Source organism: Aquamicrobium terrae (assembly GCF_040545735.1).
GTDB lineage: Bacteria > Pseudomonadota > Alphaproteobacteria > Rhizobiales > Rhizobiaceae > Mesorhizobium > Mesorhizobium terrae_A.
In genome coordinates, this window is the sequence record NZ_JBEPML010000007.1 from 221,960 (window position 1) to 243,408 (window position 21,449).

At 65.5% G+C, this 21,449-nt stretch carries 15 protein-coding genes and 3 riboswitches; of the genes, 5 read left to right on the plus strand and 10 right to left on the minus strand.

What is annotated here, in order from left to right; all coding sequences use genetic code 11:
- The first annotated feature begins 146 nt into the window (after nucleotides 1–146).
- The 5 genes from ABID37_RS12440 to metE all read left to right on the plus strand — a co-directional run bounded on the left by ABID37_RS12440 (nucleotide 147) and on the right by metE (nucleotide 7,070).
- Complete coding sequence (locus ABID37_RS12440; RefSeq protein WP_354195123.1) at nucleotides 147–1,895, plus strand: alkaline phosphatase; 1,749 nt, start codon at nucleotides 147–149, stop codon at nucleotides 1,893–1,895.
- A 61-nt stretch (nucleotides 1,896–1,956) separates the two neighbouring features.
- Nucleotides 1,957–2,415, plus strand: coding sequence for a hypothetical protein (locus ABID37_RS12445; RefSeq protein WP_354195125.1), 459 nt, complete (start codon nucleotides 1,957–1,959; stop codon nucleotides 2,413–2,415).
- Nucleotides 2,416–2,417: 2 nt separating this feature from the next.
- On the plus strand, nucleotides 2,418–3,083 hold the full coding sequence (locus ABID37_RS12450) for an ABC transporter ATP-binding protein (RefSeq protein WP_354195127.1): 666 nt from the start codon (nucleotides 2,418–2,420) through the stop codon (nucleotides 3,081–3,083).
- Nucleotides 3,084–3,091: 8 nt separating this feature from the next.
- Nucleotides 3,092–4,360 (plus strand): ABC transporter permease, encoded by a 1,269-nt coding sequence (locus tag ABID37_RS12455; protein ID WP_354195129.1) that lies wholly within the window; start codon nucleotides 3,092–3,094, stop codon nucleotides 4,358–4,360.
- Between the two features lie 76 nt (nucleotides 4,361–4,436).
- A riboswitch (cobalamin riboswitch) is annotated at nucleotides 4,437–4,649 on the plus strand.
- A 93-nt stretch (nucleotides 4,650–4,742) separates the two neighbouring features.
- Nucleotides 4,743–7,070 (plus strand): 5-methyltetrahydropteroyltriglutamate--homocysteine S-methyltransferase, encoded by a 2,328-nt coding sequence (gene metE / locus ABID37_RS12460; RefSeq protein WP_354195131.1) that lies wholly within the window; start codon nucleotides 4,743–4,745, stop codon nucleotides 7,068–7,070.
- A 45-nt stretch (nucleotides 7,071–7,115) separates the two neighbouring features.
- Here the strand turns inward: metE and ABID37_RS12465 are convergent, their stop codons facing one another.
- From ABID37_RS12465 to ABID37_RS12510, 10 genes are all read right to left on the minus strand, one after another.
- Nucleotides 7,116–7,385: a hypothetical protein gene (locus ABID37_RS12465; protein WP_354195133.1), complete on the minus strand. Its 270-nt coding sequence runs from the start codon at nucleotides 7,383–7,385 to the stop codon at nucleotides 7,116–7,118.
- 2 nt (nucleotides 7,386–7,387) lie between these two features.
- A complete protein-coding gene (locus ABID37_RS12470) occupies nucleotides 7,388–8,488 on the minus strand; it encodes an FAD-binding oxidoreductase (RefSeq protein ID WP_354195196.1) in 1,101 nt (366 codons plus the stop codon).
- 20 nt (nucleotides 8,489–8,508) lie between these two features.
- The gene (locus ABID37_RS12475; RefSeq protein WP_354195135.1) at nucleotides 8,509–9,756 is read right to left on the minus strand and encodes an aromatic ring-hydroxylating oxygenase subunit alpha; all 1,248 of its coding nucleotides are present in this window, start codon (nucleotides 9,754–9,756) and stop codon (nucleotides 8,509–8,511) included.
- A gap of 118 nt (nucleotides 9,757–9,874) precedes the next feature.
- Nucleotides 9,875–10,094, minus strand: a riboswitch (cobalamin riboswitch).
- A 93-nt stretch (nucleotides 10,095–10,187) separates the two neighbouring features.
- A complete protein-coding gene (locus ABID37_RS12480; RefSeq protein WP_354195137.1) occupies nucleotides 10,188–11,309 on the minus strand; it encodes a ribonucleotide-diphosphate reductase subunit beta in 1,122 nt (373 codons plus the stop codon).
- Nucleotides 11,310–11,466: 157 nt separating this feature from the next.
- Nucleotides 11,467–14,361 carry a ribonucleoside-diphosphate reductase subunit alpha gene (locus tag ABID37_RS12485; protein ID WP_354195139.1) on the minus strand — a complete coding sequence of 965 codons (2,895 nt, stop codon included), beginning with the start codon at nucleotides 14,359–14,361 and terminating at the stop codon, nucleotides 11,467–11,469.
- Nucleotides 14,362–14,464: 103 nt separating this feature from the next.
- Nucleotides 14,465–14,679, minus strand: a riboswitch (cobalamin riboswitch).
- Nucleotides 14,680–14,823: 144 nt separating this feature from the next.
- Complete coding sequence (locus tag ABID37_RS12490) at nucleotides 14,824–16,179, minus strand: glutamine synthetase family protein (protein ID WP_354195141.1); 1,356 nt, start codon at nucleotides 16,177–16,179, stop codon at nucleotides 14,824–14,826.
- Nucleotides 16,180–16,551: 372 nt separating this feature from the next.
- Nucleotides 16,552–17,988, minus strand: coding sequence for a ribosome biogenesis GTPase Der (gene der, locus ABID37_RS12495; RefSeq protein ID WP_354195143.1), 1,437 nt, complete (start codon nucleotides 17,986–17,988; stop codon nucleotides 16,552–16,554).
- 3 nt (nucleotides 17,989–17,991) lie between these two features.
- Nucleotides 17,992–18,657, minus strand: coding sequence for a tetratricopeptide repeat protein (locus tag ABID37_RS12500; RefSeq protein WP_354195145.1), 666 nt, complete (start codon nucleotides 18,655–18,657; stop codon nucleotides 17,992–17,994).
- Nucleotides 18,658–18,808: 151 nt separating this feature from the next.
- A complete protein-coding gene (gene sbmA / locus ABID37_RS12505; protein ID WP_354195147.1) occupies nucleotides 18,809–20,068 on the minus strand; it encodes a peptide antibiotic transporter SbmA in 1,260 nt (419 codons plus the stop codon).
- A gap of 90 nt (nucleotides 20,069–20,158) precedes the next feature.
- Nucleotides 20,159–21,334, minus strand: coding sequence for a YbfB/YjiJ family MFS transporter (locus ABID37_RS12510; RefSeq protein WP_354195198.1), 1,176 nt, complete (start codon nucleotides 21,332–21,334; stop codon nucleotides 20,159–20,161).
- Nucleotides 21,335–21,449 lie beyond the last annotated feature (115 nt).

Consider the following 21,449-nt stretch of genomic DNA (forward strand, 5'->3'; position numbering starts at 1 on the left):
TCTATGTTGCAAGCCGGCTGTGCTGTCAAGCGAGGTCAATGGAACCGGAGCGGCTTTGTCATCGGCCTGTCTCAAAGCCGTCATCGCGCTGTAATGTGCCGGCCCTAGCAAGCGGGTCTCTTTCGACGTTCACGGAGAACACGACAATGCGCAGCCTGCTCGCCATCCTGACCGCAACGACCGTACTGGTGCCGGCCGTTGCCGGCGCGGCCACGGTCTACCCGCTCGACCGGGCGACAATCCTCAGCGCGTCGCCCTTCGACCTGAAGGTGGAGTTCGACGGCGTCGTCGCCGGCTCCGATGTCAGCGTCACCATCAACGGCAAGCCGGCTCCCGAAGTGTTCGGCAAGGAAGCCACCTTCATCGAGAAGGAAGACGGTGTCGAGGCTTCCGCCGTGCGCCTTGAAGGCGTGACGATTGCCGAGCCCGGCACCTACACGGTTGTCGCCAAAGCCGGCGACGAGGAAAAGACCGTGACCTGGGAGGTTTACGGCACCCCCGCCGAGCCCAGGGCGAAGAACGTTATCTTCCTGATCGCCGACGGTCTTTCGGTGGCGCATCGCACCGCCGCGCGCATCATGTCCAGGGGCATGACCGAGGGCAAGGCCAACGGCCGTCTCAACATGGACGACCTCGACCGCATGGCTTTCATCGGCACCTCGTCCACCGAGGCCGTCGCCACCGACAGCGCCAACACCATGTCGGCCTACATGACCGGCCACAAGAGCGCCGTGAACGCGCTGGGCGTCTATGCCGACCGCACCGCCGATCCGTTCGACGATCCGAAGGTCGAGACGCTGGTCGAGGCGCTGCGCCGCCAGACGTCCAAGTCGGTGGGCATCGTCACCACATCCGAGCTACAGGATGCGACGCCTGCCGCGCTCTTCGCCCACACCCGCCGCCGCGCCGAGAAGGCCGCCATCAACACCCAGATCTTCGATCTGAAGCCCGAGGTCATTCTCGGTGGTGGTTCGGCCTATTTCCTGCCGCAGTCGGTCCCGGGCTCGAAGCGCAAGGACGACATCGATCATATCGAGGGCTTCAAGGAAGCCGGCTATGCGCTGGCCACCACCAGGAGCGAGCTTGAGGCTGCCGCCGGCTCCAACACCGGCAAGGTGCTCGGCCTCTTCCACACCGGCAACATGGACACCACGCTCGACCGCGAGTTCCTGAAGAAGGGCACCGTCGAGAAATTCCCCGAGCAGCCCGGTCTGGTCGATATGACCAAAGTCGCCCTCGGCCAACTCTCGAAGAACGCGGAAGGCTTCGTGCTGGTCGTCGAGGCCGCCAATGTCGACAAGATGTCCCATCCGCTCGACTGGGACCGTGCCGTGGTCGACACCATCGAGTTCGACAAGGCGATCGGCGCCGCCCGCGAATTCGCCGAGCAGAACCCCGATACGCTGATCGTCGTCACCGGCGACCACACCCACGGCGTTTCGATCATCGGCACGGTCGATGACGGGAAGCCGGGCGACGAGATGCGCGAGAAGGTCGGCACCTATGCCGATGCCGGCTTCCCGAACTACGAGGACAAGGACGGCGACGGCTATCCCGACAGCGTCGATGTCTCGCGCCGCCTGTTCCTGGCCGCCAACAACGGCCCCGACCATTACGAGACTTTCCGTCCGAAGCTCGACGGTCCGTTCGTGCCGGCCATCCAGGACGAGAACAAGAAGTACGTCGCCAACGAAGCTTACAAGGACGTTCCCGGCGCCGTGCTGGTGCAGGGCAACATCCCGCGCGACGGAGACACCGGCGTGCATTCGGTGGACGACGTGGTGCTTCAGGCGACCGGCCCCGGCTCGGAGAACTTCAAGGGCTACATGGAGCAGAGCGACGTCTATCGCGTCCTGGCCGAGGCGCTGGCGCTGGGCGCCAGGCAGACGCAGTAACGCATCGCACGGCCGGGCAGGTCTGGAATTCCGGGCCTGCCCGTTTGCGACGGAGGCCGACATGACCGCCACCAGACTGGACCGCCGGCGCGCTCTTGCCGCGATGGGCGGGGCCGCGCTTTCGCTGGCCGCATGGCCGGCCGGTGCCGCCACGGACACGATCTCCTTCGACGAGCTCTACGGCAAGGTCAGCGTGCTGGGGCTCAGTTTCTCGGACAAGGTGAAGGCGCTGGAAGGCAAGCCCGTCGCCATGCGCGGCTTCATGGCCCCGCCGCTGAAGGCCGAGGCCAATTTCTTCGTGCTCACCGAAATGCCGATGGCGCTCTGCCCCTTCTGCTCCTCGGATGCGGACTGGCCCGACGACATCATCGTCGTCTATCTCGACCAAAGCCAGACCTTCGAGCAGGCCAACGGCATCATCGAGGTCTCCGGCAAGCTGGAGGTCGGTTCCTGGACCGATCCCGAGACAGGCTTCGTCAGCCTGTTGCGCATTGTCGGCGCCGATTTCCGAAAGGTCTGAGCGTGCTGGCGCTTTCCGTCGAGGGTTTGCAGGTGCGCTATCCGGGGCTGCCGGTGCCGGCCCTGGACCTGCCGTCGCTCAGTCTTCCGGCCGGGGAGAAGGCGGCGCTCGTCGGTCCGTCCGGTTCTGGCAAGACCACCTTCATCAACATCGTGACGGGCATGGACCGCGCCGGCGCCGGACGTGTCGCCTGGAACGACCGCAACATCGCCGCGCTGCCCGAAGGCGGCCGCGACCGCTGGCGGGCCCGCAATGTCGGCCTCGTCATGCAGGATTTTCACCTGTTCGCCGGCCTTTCAGCCGAGGCGAACGTGCTGTTGCCGCAGCGTCTGTCGCACCTGCGCCTTCCCTCCGGAACGCGGGCATGGGCGCGCGAACTGCTGGCACGGGTCGGCATAGAGCGTCCGGACCAGCGCGTCGGCACCATGTCGCGCGGCCAGATGCAGCGCGTCGCCGTCGCCCGCGCGCTGGTCGGCAGGCCCGGCCTGATCGTGGCCGACGAGCCCACCGCCAGCCTCGACGCGGAGGCCGGCGCGGCCGTGGCCGACCTGCTGGTGGAACTGGCCGGGGAAGCGGGCTCCACGCTGATCGTCGCCAGCCACGACGCCCGTCTGGTCGAGCGCATGGGTTGTACCCTGCGGCTGGAGAACGGGCGGCTGGCGGAATGAGGGCATAGATGTTCCATTTCATTCTTGCCGATTTGCGCCGCAACTGGATCGGCGCGCTGATCCTTGTCCTGCTGATCGCATTGGCGACCGCGCTCGGCGTGTCCGTCACCTTGCAGGAGCGGGCCTTGCGGCTGGGCAGCGCGCGTGCTGCCGCTGCATTCGACCTCGTGGTGGGCGCGGCCGGTTCGGAAACGCAGCTCATCCTGTCGTCTATTTTCCTCCAGCCGGCGCCGCTGCCACTTCTGCCGCCCGAGACGATGGGAGCGCTGCGGGCCGATGCGCGCGTGGACAATGCGGTTCCCGTCGGCTTCGGCGATTTCGTCGCCGGTTACCCGATCGTCGGCACGACCGCCGACGCGGTTCGCATGCTTGGCGGATTGGCCGAAGGCGAGGGTTTCAGCCATATGGGCGACGCCGTTGTCGGCGCGCAGGTGGCGCGTTCGATCGGCGACAGCTTCCATCCCTTCCACGGCACGGTGGGCGAGGCCGGCGAGGTGCATTCGCATGTGGAATACAGGGTTGTCGGCCGCATGGCGCCGACGGGAACGCCGTGGGACCGGGCGATCCTCGTGCCGATCCAGTCTGTCTGGGAAACCCATGCCGATCACGACCATAGCCATGGACCCGTTGAAAGCGCGGGATTGGCCGCTGTTGCCAGCGTCCCCCATGCCGACGACCACGATCACGGCTCAGGTTTCGCCGGCCAGACGGTCGACGAGTCTGAACTGCTGCACGCCGACAATCCCGGCGTGCCCGCGATCCTCGTGAAGCCGAAGAGCATTGCCGACGCCTACAACCTGCGCCAGCAATACCGCACGGAAACGACGCTGGCCGTCTTCCCCGGCGAAGTGCTGACGCGGCTCTACGGCACGCTGGGCGATGCCCGCCGCGTGCTCGGCTTCGTGGCGATGGGCGCGCAGGCGCTGGTCGGCGCGGCGATCCTGATGGTGGTGGCCGTGCATGTGCTGCAACGCCGCCGCCAGATCGGCGCGCTGCGGGCCTTCGGCGCGTCGCGGCCCGTGGTCATGGGCATGGTGTGGATGGAGGTTTTTGTCCTCGTCGCCGCCGGCGTGATCTGCGGGTTCGCCATCGGTTACGCCATCGTCCGCGCCATATCAGGCCATCTCGCCGAAAGCAGCGGCGTCGCCATGCCGGTCGAGTTCCAGGCTGGCGACCTGTGGACGCTCGCCGGCCTGCTCGCCGCCTGCGCGGTGGCGACCTTTCTGCCGGCACTGATCGCCTATCGCCAGAGCCCGGCGCAGGCCCTGCGTGCCTAGCATGCTTGCATCGCGCAAACTAAAATAACGATATAAAGATTTCTTTATGTCATATTGACATTGAGATGTGAAAGGTGGAGATTGCGTGCGTCGTGGTTCTTCGGGGCATCTCGTGTCTCGAAGCTAAGAGGGAAGCCGGTGCCTTTTGAAAAGGGAAATCCGGCGCTGCCCCCGCAACTGTAGGCGGAGAGCCTTGCGTCCATCCATGTCACTGGGGTGAAAGCTTCGGGAAGACGGACGCAGGCGGTGACCCGCGAGCCAGGAGACCTGCCATGACGAACAACGTCCACGGGCGGGGTGTCCCGACGGCCGCGATGCGCCTGCCTGTGCAGGCGATGACGGCTATTCCGATCACCACGCCCCAACCATCGGGGTTTATGGAATGGCTATCTCGACAGTTCCCGTCGCAGCGCTTGGCGTGCCGCGCATCGGCCGCCGCCGCGAACTGAAATTCGCGCTTGAAAACTACTGGTCCGGCAAGGATACGGCCGAATCCCTGCATGAAACGGCGAAGCGCCTGCGCGCCGAGAACTGGCGCCTTCAGCGCGACAAGGGCGTGACGCGCATCCCCTCCAACGATTTCTCCCTCTACGATCATGTGCTCGACACGGCCGTCATGGTCGGCGCGATCCCGCAGCGCTATGGCTGGGCCGGCGGCGAGGTGCCGCTCGATACCTATTTCGCCATGGCGCGCGGCAGCCAGGAAGAAGCGGGCTGCGGCCATCCGGGCCATGTCCACAGCACGTCGGCTTTGGAAATGACCAAGTGGTTCGACACCAATTACCACTACATGGTGCCGGAACTCGCGCCCGATCAGCAGTTCGTGCTGACCACCATCAAGCCGGTCGATCATTTCCTGGAAGCCAGGGAACTCGGCATCCACACCCGCCCGGTCATCCTCGGGCCCGTCACCTTCCTCAAGCTGGCGAAATCCGGCGGCGAGGAATTCGATCCGCTGTCGCTGCTGCCGAGGCTCCTGCCGGTCTATGCAGAGCTGCTGAACCGTCTGCTGGAAGCCGGTGCGGACTGGGTGCAGATCGACGAGCCTTGCCTTGTGCTCGACCTCGACGCCCGCGAGCAGGCAGCGCTGGAAGCGGCCTACCGTCATTTCGCGGAGGAGGCGCCGGCGCTCGGCATCATGCTCGCCACCTATTTCGGCGCGCTCGGCGACAATCTGGATCTCGCCCTGTCGCTGCCGGTCTCCGGCCTGCATGTCGATCTGGTGCGTGCGCCCCATCAGCTCGAGCAGATTGCCCGGCTGGCGCCCAGGCACATGGTGCTGTCGCTCGGCCTGATCGACGGCCGCAATGTCTGGCGGGCCGACCTCACCGCCGTCCTCGACTGGCTGAAGCCGCTGGTCGGCGGCTGGCCGCTCGACCGCATCGAGATCGCGCCCTCCTGCTCGCTTCTGCATGTGCCGGTCGATCTGGATCTCGAAACCGCGCTCGATGCGGAACAGAAATCATGGCTGGCCTTCGCCAACCAGAAGATCGGCGAACTGACGGTGCTCGGCCGTGCGCTGTCGCAGGGCAGGGGTGAGGTCGCCGATGAATTGCAGGCTTGCGCCGATGCTGTCGCGTCGCGTCGCAAATCGCTGCGCGTCCACGATCCGCTGGTCGAGGGCAGGCTGGCCGCCGTCGATGACGCGATGGCGCGCCGCAAGAGCCCCTTCGCCGAACGCCGCCGCAAGCAGGGCGAGAAGCTCGACCTGCCGAGCTTCCCCACCACCACCATCGGCTCCTTCCCGCAGACGGCCGAGGTGCGCAAGGCGCGCTCCGCCCATGCCCGGGGAGAGCTCAGCTATGCCGATTATGAAGCCTTCCTGCGCGGGCAGACCGAGGCCGCCATTCGCTGGCAGGAGGATATCGGCCTCGACGTGCTGGTGCATGGCGAGTTCGAGCGCAACGACATGGTGCAGTATTTCGGCGAGCAGCTTTCGGGCTTCGCCTTCACGCAAGCCGGCTGGGTGCAGAGTTACGGCTCGCGCTATGTGCGCCCGCCGATCATCTACGGCGACGTCTCGCGGCCCAATCCGATGACCGTGCGCTGGTGGCAATATGCGCAGTCGCTGACCGACAGGCCGGTCAAGGGCATGCTCACCGGGCCGGTGACGATCCTCAACTGGTCCTTCGTGCGCGACGACATCCCGCGCGCGCAAACCTGCCGCCAGATCGCGCTCGCCATCCGCGACGAGGTGGTCGATCTGGAAAGGGCGGGCGCGGTCATGATCCAGATCGACGAGGCGGCCCTGCGCGAGGGCCTGCCGCTGCGCAAGGCGGAGTGGAAGGCCTATCTCGACTGGGCGGTCGGCAGCTTCCGGCTGGCGTCGTCGGGCGTGGAGGATTCGACCCAGATCCACACCCATATGTGCTACTCGGAGTTCAACGACATCATCGACGCCATCGCCGCGATGGATGCCGACGTCATCTCCATCGAGACCTCGCGCTCGCGCATGGAACTGCTCGATGCGTTCCGGAACTACAAATATCCGAACGAGATCGGGCCGGGCGTCTACGACATCCATTCGCCGCGCGTGCCACACGCCGGCGAGATGACCGACCTCATCAAGCTGGCGCGCAAGCGGCTGGCCGACAGCCAGATCTGGATCAATCCCGATTGCGGCCTCAAGACCCGCAAATGGGAAGAGGTCAGGCCGGCTCTGGTCAACATGGTGGCGGCCGCGCGCGAGTTGCGGTCGCTGGCCGGCTGACGAAAATGCCTGCCGCCGGATTACCGGCGGCAGGCAACCTGTCGATCAAAGGCTGGCGGCAGGCTTCGGCCAGCTTCCCTTGCCTGCCACGGCGACCAGCAGCGCACGCAGGCAGCGCACGTCCGGATGCAGCGTCGGGCGGCTGTCGATCAGCTCGATCTGGCGGCGTGCCTCGTCCTCGAGGCAGGCATCCGGCGGCACCGACATCAGCCAGTCGACGAACACCTCCTCCGGCGGCGGCAGCGGCGAGATTTTCGCCGCCGCCTGCCGGTCGAGCGGTCTTGGGAGGGCGACGGCCGCATCGTCTTTTTTCATGATCAGGCTTCTATCTCGAGGTCGCACAGGGGTTTGGAGCAGCAGGCCAGGATGAAGCCGTCGGCGATCTCGTCGTCGAGAATGCCGCCATTGTGGTTCATCTCGACCTCGCCGGAGAGTTTCTTCACCTTGCAGGTGCCGCACAGGCCGAACTCGCAGGCGGCTGAAATCCGCACGCCGCTGGCGCGCGCCGCCTGAAGGACGGTCTGGCCGGGAAGGCATTCGCCGTCCACCTCGGAGAGGCTGAACCGCACCGCGACGGTCGCCTCGGCAGGGGTCGCGTCCGCATCGGATGGCAGTTCGGAAAAGGGCGCCGGCACCGGCTCGACCGGCGGTGCGCCGAAGCTTTCCTGATGATAGAAGGCCATGTCGAAGCCGGTGCCTTGCAGCATCTCGCGCACGGCGCGCATGAACGGCTCGGGGCCGCAGCAGAACACTTCGCGCTCGCGGAAATCCGGCGACAGCAGCGGCAGGCGCACGGCATCGATGCGGCCCATATGGCCGAACCAGCTTTCGCGCGCCGAGCGCTCCTCGATCAGGAACGACAGCGACAGGCCGGGCATGCGCGTGCCCAGCAATTCCAGTTCCTTGCGGAAGATGATCTCTTCCGGCCGCCTTGCGCAGTTGACGAAGACGACATTGGTGCCCGGCGAACAGTCGTTCAGCCAGCGCAGCATCGACATCATCGGGGTGATGCCGGAGCCGGCCGAGATGAACAGATATTTGGCGGCCGGATGGTTGTGATGGGTGAAGTCGCCGCCCGGCCCGAACGCCTTCAAGCGCGCCCCGATGCCCAGATTGTCGAACATCCAGCGCGTGCCGACGCTGCCCGGCTGCACCTTCACCGTCACCGCGATGGAGAAGGGGCGCGACGGCGATGACGACAGCGTGTAGGTGCGCATGATCGGCCCGTCTTCCAGCGGCAGTTCGAGCGTGATGAACTGGCCCGGCTTGTAGCGGAACCATGTCTGCGCATCGGAGCGGAAGGTGAAGGTCTTCACCTCGGGCGCCTCGTCCGTGATGCCGATCACCTCCAGCACCTGGAGGCGGTCGTTCCATGGCGCCATCTCGTCGAGATGGCGGTAGAGGCCGGGATCGGTCATGGCGTTCACCGGCTCCTCCCTCAGGCGACGTTCTTGAAGCGGGGCTTCTCGCCCTCGGCCAGCCGCGGCTCCATGAAGTGCGCGTACCACTCCACGAACTGGATCACGCCGCCCTCGTGCAACTCTGAATAGGGGCCGGGCTCATAGGCGGGCGAACGGATGCCGAAGGCGTTCTCCTCGACGATGCGGCGGTCCTGGTCGTTGGTCTCCGTCCACACATGGATGAGTTCCTGAAGATCGTAGTCGACGCCCTCGACCGCATCCTTGTTGACCAGCCATTTGGTGGTGACGGCCGTTTCCTCCGCGCTCAGCGGAATGACCCGGAAGGTCACCGCATGGTCGATCAGCACATGGTTCCATGTCGCCGGGTTGTGGTAGAGCATCAGCGTGCCGATGCGGTCGGCATGGACCCGGTCGGAGAGGTTGCGACTCACCGAGGGCTTGCCGGTCATGGTGTAGCTCACCGCATCGCGCAGCAGCGGCGCGCGGGTGGCGCGGAACTGGCCGGCTTCGTCGATGCGGAAGCGCGCCGGCAGGCCCGCCGCCTCGCATTTTTGCCAATGCGCCACCATTTCGGGGTCGCTTTCGGCGCCGTTGATGCCGGTGACGCTGGGTGCTTCCGGAAAGGTCTTGCACAGTTCCGGATGGTTGCCGGCGCAATGGTAGCACTCGCGGTTGTTCTCCCACACCAGCTTCCAGTTGCCCTTCTCGATGATGGTCGATTCATAGGCGACCTTCGCCTCGGCAAGCTTGTGCGGCGCGAAATAGGGCTCCATCAGGGTGCGGAACGGCTGGAAATCGGCCGGTTCGTCGGCGAGGCAGATGAAGACGTAGCCGGCCACGCTCTCGCAGGCGACGGGCTTGAGCGAATGGGCGGACGGGTCGAAATCCTCGGCCATCTGGCGGGCGAACAGCAGCTTGCCGTCGAGGTCGTAGGTCCACTGGTGGTAAGGACAGACGAGCCGCGCCGAGGTTCCCTTGCTGGCCGTGCACACGCGGCTGCCGCGATGGCGGCAGGAGTTGTGGAACGCCCTGATCCTGCCCTCGCGATCGCGCACCACCACCACAGGATAGGTGCCCACCTGCACGGTGAAGAAGCTGCCGGGTTTCGCCACCTCGCAATCATGGCCGACGAACAGCCAGTCGCGATACCAGATCAGCTCCATGTCGAGCTTGAAGAAATCGGGATCGGTGTAGAAGGGCTGCTCCAGCGACCAGCCTTGCCGGCGGGCGCGCATCAGCCTGAGCATTTCATTACGGGCGTCCATGTCCTGTCCTCGCCAAAGGACTGAACTTGGTGGTGATTTGGGGAAGGAACGGCACCCGCTCGCGCCCGGAAACCGGGTCGCATGCCATTCGCTCCTTGACCGCCCACCGCGATCAGTCGAGACCTATGCGCCCAAGGCTGGTTTCCGGGCTCCGGAGCCGTCCCTTTCGGGACCGCCTCGACACCTTCCCGGGGAAGTCTCCCCAGTGGTTCACCGTCGAGGTTTGGGCTCCGCTACCGTTGCGGGGGCAGCGCCGGATTTCCTTTTCTCAAGGGCACCGGCTTCCCAATTCTCCCTTCCGCGCGAAGCGGTCAGGCACCTTAAGCAAGCTGATCTAAACACCATTCGCGCCGGCAAGGGGCATGAGAAAACGACATCGCCTCGGCGCAAAGACGACAGGCGATGTCCTTCATCCTAGGCCCCGCCCGCCGTCAGTCCCAGGCCAGTGCGCCGCCGTTCTGGTATTCGATGACGCGGGTCTCGAAGAAGTTCTTCTCCTTCTTCAGGTCCATCGCCTCGCTCATCCACGGGAACGGGTTTTCGGCCTCGGCGAACACCGGGGCGAGGCCGAGCTGGGCGCAGCGCCGGTTGGCGATGAAGTGCATATATTGTTCGCAAAGCCCCGCGTTGAGGCCGAGGAAGCCGCGCGGCATCGTATCGCGGCCGTAGGCGGCTTCCAGCTCGGCGGCGTCGAGGATCATGCCGCGCACCTCGTCCTGGAACGCCCTGGTCCACAGATGCGGGTTCTCCAGCTTGATCTGGTTGATGACGTCGATGCCGAAATTCAGATGGATCGATTCGTCGCGCAATATGTACTGGTACTGCTCGGCGATGCCGACCATCTTGTTGCGGCGGCCGAGCGACAGGATCTGCGCGAAGCCGGTGTAGAACCACATGCCCTCGAAGATGACGTAGAAGGCCACGAGGTCGCGCAGGAACGACTGGTCGGCTTGCGGAGTGCCGGTCTTGAAATCGGGGTCGTCGAGGTTCTGCGTGTGCTTCAGCGCCCAGGCCGCCTTTTCGGTGATCGACGGCACCTCGCGGTACATGTTGAACAGCTCGCCCTCGTCCAGCGACAGGCTTTCCACGATATACTGGAAGGTGTGGGTGTGGATCGCCTCCTCGAAGGCTTGGCGCAGCAGGTACTGGCGGCATTCGGGGTTGGTCAGGTGGCGGTAGATGGCCAGCACGATGTTGTTCGCCACCAGCGATTCGGACGCGGCGAAGAAACCGAGATTGCGCTTGATCATGCGCCGCTCGTCGTCGGTCAGCCCGTCGGCGGACTTCCACAGCGCGATGTCGGCCTGCATGGAAACCTCGGTCGGCATCCAGTGGTTGTTGCAGCCCGACAGGTACTTTTCCCAGGCCCAGCGATATTTCAGCGGCAAGAGCTGGTTCACGTCGGCGCGGGCGTTGATCATGCGCTTTTCATCGACGGTGACGCGCGCGGCCCCCCGCTCGATCTCGCCGAGGCCGGTGGCATCGCCCGCGGGCGCAGCCGAGCCGGGAAGCGGGATTGCAGGGTTGGTTTTGGGTTCGGACCAGTCGAGCATCGGTAATGTCCTTGTGAATTGAAAGAGAATTGAGCTTCATCCCGGAAGCCGCAGCGCAGCGGAGGCTGTCCGGGATCCATTCCGGAACGGTTGCGGAATGGATTCCGGCTCGCGGTCGCTGCGCTCCCTTGACCGGGACGACGCGGGATGCGTTGCCTTACTGGCAGGCCTCGCACTCGGGATCGTCGATGGCGCAGGCCTTGCCCCATCCGGCATTGGGATCGACCACGATGGGCACCGCGGATTCCGCTGCCGCAACCACTGCGGGCGACACGGCGTTCAGCTTGCCGTCGGTGCCCTTGAGCGTCGACTTCTCGACATGGGTGGCCGAGCGCGAGCGCAGGTAATAGGTCGTCTTCAACCCCTTGCGCCATGCCAGCCGGTAAAGCTCGTCGAGCTTCTTGCCGCTCGGATTGGCGATGTAGAGGTTGAGCGACTGCGCCTGGTCGATCCACTTCTGGCGGCGCGACGCGGCCTCGATCAGCCAAGAGGAATCGATCTCGAAGGCGGTGGCATAGAGCGCCTTGAGGTCGTCGGGGATGCGGTCGACCTGGCCCACCGAACCGTCGAAATATTTCAGGTCCGAGACCATCACCTCGTCCCACAGGCCGCGGGACTTCAGGTCGTGGACCAGCGCCGCGTTCACCACGGTGAAGTCGCCCGACATGTTCGATTTGACGAACAGGTTCTGATAGGCCGGCTCGATCGACTGCGCCACGCCGCAGATGTTGGAGATGGTCGCCGTCGGCGCGATCGCCATGGTGTTGGAATTGCGCATGCCGGTCTTCTTCACCCGCTTGCGCAGGCTGTCCCAGTCGAGCGTGGAACCGGAATCCATCTCCACGCCGGGGCGTGCTTCCTCCAGCAGGCGGATGGAGTCGATCGGCAGGATGCCCTTCGACCACAGCGAGCCCTCGAAGCTCGGATAGCGCCCGCGCTCGGCGGCGAGATCCACCGAAGCCGAGATGGCATGGTAGCTGATCGCTTCCATCGACCGGTCGGCGAACGCAACGGCGTCGTCGGAGGCGTAGGGAATGCGCAGCGCCTGCAACGCATCCTGGAAGCCCATCAGGCCGAGGCCGACCGGGCGGTGGCGCAGGTTCGAGGCACGCGCTTCCGGGATGGTGTAGAAGTTGATGTCGATGACGTTGTCGAGCATGCGCATCGCCGTGCCCACCGTCCTCGCCAGCCGGTCGAGGTCGAGGCCCTTTTCCGATACGTGATTGGCAAGGTTGACGGAGCCGAGATTGCACACGGCCACCTCGTCCTTCGACGTGTTGAGGGTGATCTCGGTGCACAGATTGGACGAATGCACCACACCGGCATGGCCCTGCGGCGAGCGGATGTTGCAGGGGTCCTTGAAGGTGATCCACGGATGGCCGGTCTCGAACAGCATGGTCAGCATCTTGCGCCACAGGTCGAGCGCCCGCACCTTGCGGAACACCCGGATGCCGCCGGCCGCCGCCTTTTCCTCATAGGCTTGGTAGGCGGTGCGGAACGCGGTGCCGTAGAGGTCATGCAGGTCCGCCACCTCGTCAGGCGAGAACAGCGTCCATTCGCCGTCGGCGGCGACGCGCTCCATGAACAGGTCCGGCACCCAGTTGGCGGTGTTCATGTCGTGGGTGCGGCGGCGGTCGTCGCCGGTGTTCTTGCGCAGGTCGAGGAATTCCTCGATGTCGACGTGCCATGTTTCCAGATAGGCGCAGACCGCGCCCTTGCGCTTGCCGCCCTGGTTGACGGCGATCGCCGTGTCGTTGGCCACCTTCAGAAACGGCACCACGCCTTGGCTCTCGCCGTTGGTGCCTTTGATATGGGCGCCGAGGCCGCGCACCGGGGTCCAGTCATTGCCGAGGCCGCCGGAATATTTGGCGAGCAGCGCATTGTCCTTGACGCCCTTGAAGATGGCGTCGAGGTCGTCGCCGATGGTGGTGAGGAAGCAGGACGAAAGCTGCGGCCTCAGCGTGCCCGAATTGAACAGGGTCGGCGTCGAGCACATGAAGTCGAAGGACGACAAAAGGTTGTAGAACTCGATGGCGCGCGCCTCGCGGTCGATCTCGCGCACGGCAAGCCCCATGGCGACGCGCATGAAGAAGGCCTGCGGCAGCTCGAAGCGCTTGCCCTTGGTGTGCAGGAAATAGCGGTCGTAGAGGGTTTGCAGGCCCAGATACTGGAAATTCAGGTCGCGATCGGCCTTGAGCGCCGCGCCGATGCGCTTGAGGTCGAAGCGGGCGAGTTCGGGATCGATAAGCTCGGCCTCGATGCCGGTCCTGATGAACTCGGGGAAATAGCTGGCATAGCGCCCGGCCATGTCGGCCTGCGTCGCCTGCTCGGGGCGGCCGGTGACGAAGCTCAGCGCCTCGCGGCGCAGCCGGTCGAGCAACAGGCGGGCGGAAACGAAGCTGTAGTTCGGTTCGGTCTCGACCAGCGTGCGCGCGGCAAGGATCGGCGCCAGCGACAGTTCGTCCTCGGTGATGCCGTCATAGAGGTTGCGCAGCGCTTCGGTCAGGACCGGCTGCGGCGACACGGCCTCCAGTCCCTCGCAGGCTTCCTCGACGATGCGGCGGAAGCGAGCTTCGTCCAGCGGCGCCTTTTCGCCGGTGGCGAGGGTGACGTGGAGCGAAGGTGCCGCCGTCTCGGCAACGGCTGCCTTGGCTGCCGCGCGCTCGCGCGCCCGTTCTTCACGATACAGCACATAGGCGCGGGCGACCTTGTGGTGCTCCGAGCGCATCAACGCGAGCTCGACCTGGTCCTGCACGTCCTCGATGTGGAAGGTGCGGCCCTCGCCGATGCGGCGCATGAGGTTCGACACGACCTGCTCGGTCAGGTCCTTGACCACGTCATGCACGCGGCGCGAGCCGGCCGCCACCGAACCCTCCACGGCCAGGAACGCCTTGGTCAGCGCGACGGTGATCTTGGTCGGATCGAACGGCGTGACCGACCCGTTGCGGCGGATGATGCGATAGCCCGGCTCGGCCGGGGTGAAAGCATCGGTTTCGATGGAAGGGGGGGCCTTGTCGGCCCCGTTCGTCTGGAGTGCAGTGGTCGCCGGCATCTTGTCCCCGTGGCGCTGTGGACGGGGAAGCTTGGGGCAACGCATGCCGGAAGACGCGGTTCAGGCCGCGCTGGCAGGCGCACCTCCGGGACACCCCGCCCGAGTTTCGTGCAACGTCACGGCAGGTCTCCTGGCTCACGGATCGTCGTCGCTGTCAGGCCTTCCCGGCGCCTTGACGCCAGTGACACGAAAGAGACAGCGACTCACCGTTTACAGTTGCGGGGGCAGCGCCGGAATTCCCCGAAAGGGCACCGGCTTCCCTCTTAGCCTTTCCGAACCGCGAGGATTCTGAAAGGAACCATGACAACTACATTTAGTATCAGGGTGTATTTTCATGTCAATCACTGGTGCGGAAATTATGCGGGCAATGCAAATTTATCCACGCTATCCAAAGGCTGCCTGTGCATGAACACTGCGCCCGAATGCGCGTGCCGGCATCGGGCGCAGTATGTCTCTACGTGCCTAGACCGCTTCCAGATAGGTCTCGAACTCGAAATTGTTGACCCTGAGCGCGAAGGTTTCGAGTTCCTGCTTCTTGCAGGCGACGAGCGAGCCGCGCAGCGCATCCGGGAAGATCTCGGCGACGAGGCTTCCGCTCTCGAAGCTGGCGATGGCCGAGGCCCAGTCCGGCGGCAGCTTGGGCAGGTTGCGTTCGTAGACGTCGGTCGTCGCCGGCTCGCCGGGGTTCAGGTTCTTCTCGATGCCGATGAGCGCCGCACCCAGAATGGCGGCCAGCACCAGATAGGGGTTGGCGTCGGCCCCGGCGACGCGATGCTCGATGCGGCGCGCTGAAGAGGGGCCGCCCGGAATCCGGATCGCCACCATGCGGTTCTCGTAGCCCCAGGCGACGGCGGTCGGAGCATGGGAATTCGGCCGCAGGCGGCGGAACGAGTTGAAGTGCGGTGCGAACACCAGCGTGCTTTCGGCCATCGCGGCCAGCAGGCCGCCCACGGCATGGCGCAATGTATCGGAGCCTCGTGCGGTGCCGTCGTCGAAGACGTTGTTGCCGTCCTTGTCGATCAGGCTGAAATGGACATGCAGCCCGCTGCCCGAGCGCTTGCCGTAGGGCTTGGCCATGAAGGAGGCGATGAAGCCGTGCTTGCGGGCGATGCCCTTCACCGTGCGCTTGAACAGGATGGCGTCGTCGGCTGCGCGCAGCGCATCGTCGACATGGTTGAGGTTGATCTCGAACTGGCCGACGCCGTTTTCGGCGATGGCCGAATCCACGGGAATGTCCTGCGCCCGGCAGGCGGCGTAGACTTCGTGCATGAAGCCTTCGAAATCGTCGATCTCGTCGATGGAAAGTGCCGCGTCGGAATCGAGCCGCCGGCCGGTGATCGGCGAGACGGGGCCGCGCGGGCGCGCGGGCTTGGGATCGACGAGGTAGAATTCCAGCTCGGTGGCGACCACCGGCGTCAGGTCCAGCGCCTTGTAGCGGTCGAGGATGCGGGCGAGCACCTGGCGCGGATCGCCGAGGAAGGGCGCGCCGCTCTCGTCGGTGAGCCAGAGCGGGATGAGGGCGGTGGGGTGAGCGGTCCATTCCATCGGCAGGATGCCGCGGCCGGTCCACTGGCAGATGCCGTCGGCATCGCCGGTGGAGAACACCAGCTTGTTGCCGACGATGTCTTCCCCCCAGACATCGACGCCGCACACCGAAAACGGCATGCGCAACTTGCCTTCCAGTGCCTTGACCGCCTGATCGACGGGAATGCGCTTGCCCCGCATGATGCCGTTCAGGTCGCAGACCGCGGCCCTCAGGCTCTGGATGTCCGGCCGGCTCTCGAGCCAGTCCAGCACCTCCCTGATCGCTTCACTCAATTGATACCTCCGGGTTGGTTGAACATAGGGGCGGGGACGCGGCGGGCTCGCAGGGAGCCGCACGCGCCGGGGCCGTGCAAAGGCGCGGCCGGGGTCACGATGCCAGGGGAGTAAGAAGTGCCAGGGGAGTAGAAGGAACGGCGCTGCCTGTGCGCGCTGTTTCCGGTCAGGGGGCCGCTGGACCCGAATGTCCTGTTCCCAGGAATTTTTCTTACCCTCGTTGAAGCCTGCGAGAGGCTTTCCGAGAGCAAGCAAAAAATTGTGCAATCCCCCAGCGCCACCCTGCGGCTCGCATGGATCGAACCGACTTCGGACATCACAATATCCGGCAGCCGTCGACTTGCCAAGCCGGGGCCGGCCGGGCCGCCGGCGTCAGCTCTTCTTGCGGGCCCGGTTGGCGAAGGGATTGTCCGAGGTGCGCAGTGCGATCCGGATCGGCACGCCGGGCATGTCGAAGGCCTCGCGCAGATTGTTGACCAGATAGCGCACATAGGATTGCGGCATGGCTTCCGGCCGCGAGCAGGAGACGACGAAGCCCGGCGGGCGCGTCTTGGCCTGGGTGATGTATTTGACCTTCAGCCGGCGTCCGGCCACGGCCGGCGGCGGATGATGGGCGAGGATGCCCTCCAGCCAGCGGTTCAGCCGGCCGGTGGAAACACGGCTGTTCCACACCTTGTGAGTACGCACCACCGCATCCATCAGCTTGTCGAGCCCGCGCCCCGTCTCGGCCGAGACCGGCACCGCCTGGATGCCGCGCACCTGCGGCAAAAGCCGCTCGGTCTTCTCGCGCAGTTCGGCCAGCACTTGCTGCGGGTTGTCGATCAGGTCCCATTTGTTGAAGGCGATGACCGGCGCGCGTCCCTCGCGGATGATGAGGTCGGCGATCTGCAGATCCTGCTTCTCGAAGGGGATGGTGGCGTCGAGCACGATGACCACGATCTCGGCGAAGCGGATGGCGCGCAGGCCGTCGGCCACGGAGAGCTTCTCCAGCTTCTCCTGCACCTTGGACTTGCGGCGCATGCCGGCTGTGTCGAACAGCTTCATCTGCCGTCCGCGCCAGTCCCAGTCGACGGAGATCGAATCGCGGGTGATGCCGGCTTCCGGCCCGGTCAGCAGCCGCTCCTCGCCGATCAGCGCGTTGATGAGGGTGGACTTGCCGGCATTGGGGCGGCCGACCACAGCGATGCGCAGCGGCTTGGTCTCGTCATAGGCCGGCGCCTCGGCTTCCGGATCGGCGATGTCCTCGCCGATCAGCACTTCGCTGGCTGCAAGCGTTTCGTCGTCGTCCTCGTCGTCCTTGCCGAGCGTGCGCTCCTCGCCCAGGGCCCCGACCACGGCGTCGCGAAGATCAGGCATGCCGACGCCATGCTCGGCCGAGACCGGCACCGGCTCCCCGAGCCCCAGTTCCCACGCTTCCAGCAAGCCGCCCTGCGCGCCGCGTGCCTCGGCCTTGTTGGCAACCAGCACCACCGGCTTGCCAGAGCGGCGCACGATGTCGGCGAAGGTGCGGTCGTCGGGCATCAGCCCGGCCTTGGCGTCGACCACGAAGAAGATGACGTCGGCCTCGTCGATGGCGATCTCGGTCTGGGCGCGCATGCGTCCGGGTAGAGTGGCGGCCGGCGCATCCTCGAAGCCGGCGGTGTCGATCACCTCGAAGGCGAGGTCGTAGAGCTTGGCGGCATGGACGCGGCGGTCGCGGGTCACCCCCGGCGTGTCGTCGACCAGCGCCAGCTTGCGCCCGACGAGGCGGTTGAAGAGCGTGGATTTGCCGACGTTAGGCCGGCCGATGATGGCGGCTTTGAAGCTCATGTGTCACGACGCATCGCCCGAACCGCGGATCAGTTCGGACATCAGGGAGGCGCGCTGGCGAATGTTCTGCGGCGCCTGGTCGTCTTCCACGATCTGGTCGAACAGCTTGAGCGCATCGCCCGCCTTGCCTTCCTTCCAGGCGGCGAGCCCCAGCGCCTCGCGGGCGGAATGGCGCAGCGCATTGCCATCCACGGCCATCGCCTCGACGCGGGAGGACACGTCGGCATAGCTGCCGGTATCGACCAGAAGCAGCGCGGCGCGCAGCCTGGCCATGTCGCGCAAACCCTGCGGGATGGCACTGTCGGCGGCGACGGCATCGAGCTCGGTCACGGCCGCCGCCACATCGCCGCTGTCGGCCTTGAAGGTGGCGGCACGCAGGCGCGCCAGCACCGGATAGGCGCCGTAGCCGTCCTTCTGCAGCTCGGCGAGCGCCGTCAGCGCCTCGTCGCGCTTGCCTTCGTTGGCAAGGGTCAGCGCCTGCGAAAAGGCATCGCCCGAACGGTTGGCGCGGCTTTCGTCCCATTGGCGATAGCCGACATAGGCCGCGGTGGCGAGCACGACCAGAACGGCGATGCCGATCATCAGCGGGCCGAAACGGTTCCACACCGCCTTGGCCTGCTCCTTGCGCAATTCTTCGTTCACTTCGCGGATAAAGCTGTCGTCGGCCATTCACTCAAAACCGTTTCTGTGCCGCAATGGCGGTCTGTTCGCCCGCGTTTTAGCTGAAATTCGCCGGCATGGAAGGGGCGGGGGCGGAAATTCGCCCCGGCCGCCCTGCATCGCGGGATGCGGGGTCATCCTGCTTCAGCGGCGATCGCGTTCAGGCATGCTCCTCCACGCCGCCCGCCTCGATGAAATCCTGATCGAGCTTCGGCAGTTCCTCGCCCGACAGCGTCGCCTCGAACGCGTGCAGGCGCTTGTAGACCGACAGAAGCTCCACGATCGTCGACCATGAGTTGACGAGGAACTGGAACGAGCTGGTCACCTGCGAGAAAGCATAGCTGATCTGGTTCATCAGGCCCAGCGTCAGTCTCTGGGCGACGATCGACGGCACCATGACCAGCAGGGAGAACATGTTGTTGGCCTGCAGGTAGGTGTAGCGCACGACGTTGAAATAGACGTAGTGGAAATAGAGCCTGAAATAGTTGCGGCGCACATTGGCGAACAGTTCGGCAAGGGTGGCCGGCTGGGCGCGGTCCTCGTGGTCCTCGCCATAGACGAGTTCCTTGCGATAGGCGGCCTCGACCCGCTGGTTGCGGAATTGCAGGCCCGGCAGCTTGAAGCCGGCCAGCGCCAGCGCCACCGTGCCGAACACCGACCAGGCGATGGCCGCCAGGACCAGCGGCTGCCCGACCTCGCCGACGATGGGCAGGGCGCTGATATGTTGCGAGAGGTTGATCAGCACCGGCGTGAAGGCGATCAGCGTCATGATGGAATCGACGAAGGAGACGCCGAGGCTTTCCATGATCTGGGAAAAGCGCATCGTATCTTCCTGGACACGCTGCGAGGCGCCTTCGATGTGGCGCAGCCTTTCCCAGTGGGCGACATAATAGTCGTTCATGGCGGTGCGCCAGCGGAAGATCCAGTGGCTGACGAAGAAGGCGTTGAGCACGGCGACATTCATGCCGACGAGCGCGAGGCCGGCGAAGCTGCCGATCTCACCATAGAGCTGGGCCTGCGTTGCGGTCTGGCTCTTGGACAGGATCGCCTGGATGAGATCGTAGAACGGGCCGTACCAGGCGTTGACCGCCACCGACACCTGCACCTGGAAATAGACCACGAACAGGATGAGCGCCGAGCCGAGGATCGACCAGCGCAGCCACGGATTGGGCGAATACCAGCGCCAGAACCCATAGAAGATCATCACGCCGATGAAGAAATAAATGTAGAACCACAGGAACGGCGGCGACCAGAATATCGATACGCCGATGATCGGCGGCGCACCGGGCGCGGCCGGCGGCAGGCCGAACACGGCCCCGAGCCGGTCTCCGCCAAGGAACCAGCCGGCCACCAGCACGGCGCTCCACAGCACCACCGAAATGAAGAACAGTTTCGGCTTGGGAAAGAAGGATACGAACACGTGGCGGGTCCTCGTTGGGCGCGCGAAGCGGCGCTATGACCGGGTGGCGGGCATAAGGTCATATTTCATCTTGCGCGAGCAAGATCAAAATCATGGCGATTTTGGCGCGGCCGACCAGGCGATGGCGGCGGAAAGCACCAGGATGGCGGCCGCCAGCAGGGAAGCGGAGACATAGTTGCCCGACCATTCGACCAGCAGGCCGGCTATCAGCGGGCCTATGATCTGGCCGAGGCCGAAGGAGGCGGTCATGATGGCGAACACGCGCCGCGTCGCCAGCGGCGCGAGCTGCCGGGCCGCCTGTATGCCCAGCGCCGTCGGCGCCATGAAGGTCGCGCCGAGCAGCAGCCCGCCGGCAAGTGGGCCCGTGCGCCCCGCCACCATGACGCTCGCCGCCACGCCGACGGCCTCGACCAGGCAGGCGGCGGCATAGGCATGGTTGACGCTGCTGCGGTTCGCCACCTTCTGCCACAGGAACAATGACGGGACCGCCGCGGCGCCCGTGGCCAGCCACACCAGCGCTTCGAACAGGCGGGTTTCGCCGTTCTGGCGCACGATGGCGACGAGGAAGGTCGCGGTGATGACATAGCCGAAGCCGAACAGCCCGTAGGAGAGGATGATCCTGCGCAGTGCCGGATCTTTCGGCAGAGGCGGTTCCCGCCCGGAGCCCGCGCCGTTGGCCACGCCCTCGTCGGCAAGCAGGGCGACGAGGCCGAGCCCGGCCAGCGACAGGGCGCCGGACCAGTACCAGCCGGCGATCCAGTCGGCATGAATGCCGGCCAGCCCCGCCATCAAAAGCGAGGAAACGACGATGCCGAGGCCAACGCCGCCGAAATGCAAAGCCTGAAGGTCTGTGCGCCGGGCAAGGATCAGGTGGCTGAAGACGATGCTGGTCATGAACACCATGGTGAATGCGCTGGCTGCCCCGGCGAGGAAGCGGATCGCCAGGAAGGGCACCATGCCGGAAAAGACGCCCATGGCGGCGGCAAGGATGGCGCTGGCCGCCAGGCTGGCGAGCGCGATCTGCCGCTCGCGTCCATGCGCCCATCCGCCTGCGGCCGCCAGCGCGCCGGCGAGGTAGCCGAGATAGTTGGCCGAGGCGATCAGCCCCGCGTCGGAGGCCGAAAGGCCGAGCCCCTCCATCATGCCGGGCAGGATGGGCGTGTAGACGAAGCGGCCGATGCCCATGGCGACGGCAAGCGAGGCCATTCCGGCCACGGCGAAGCGCAGGGGCGCGAAACGGAAGGAGGAAGCGGGCGGGGCGTTCATCATGCGCACAATATGTGCGTCCGCGGTCGAAACAATGCGACTTCCGTTGGGCCAGAGGCCGCAAGGGCCGATCGGATGGCGCATAAGGCTGGAAAGAGGGCCGGCACGGGTCTAT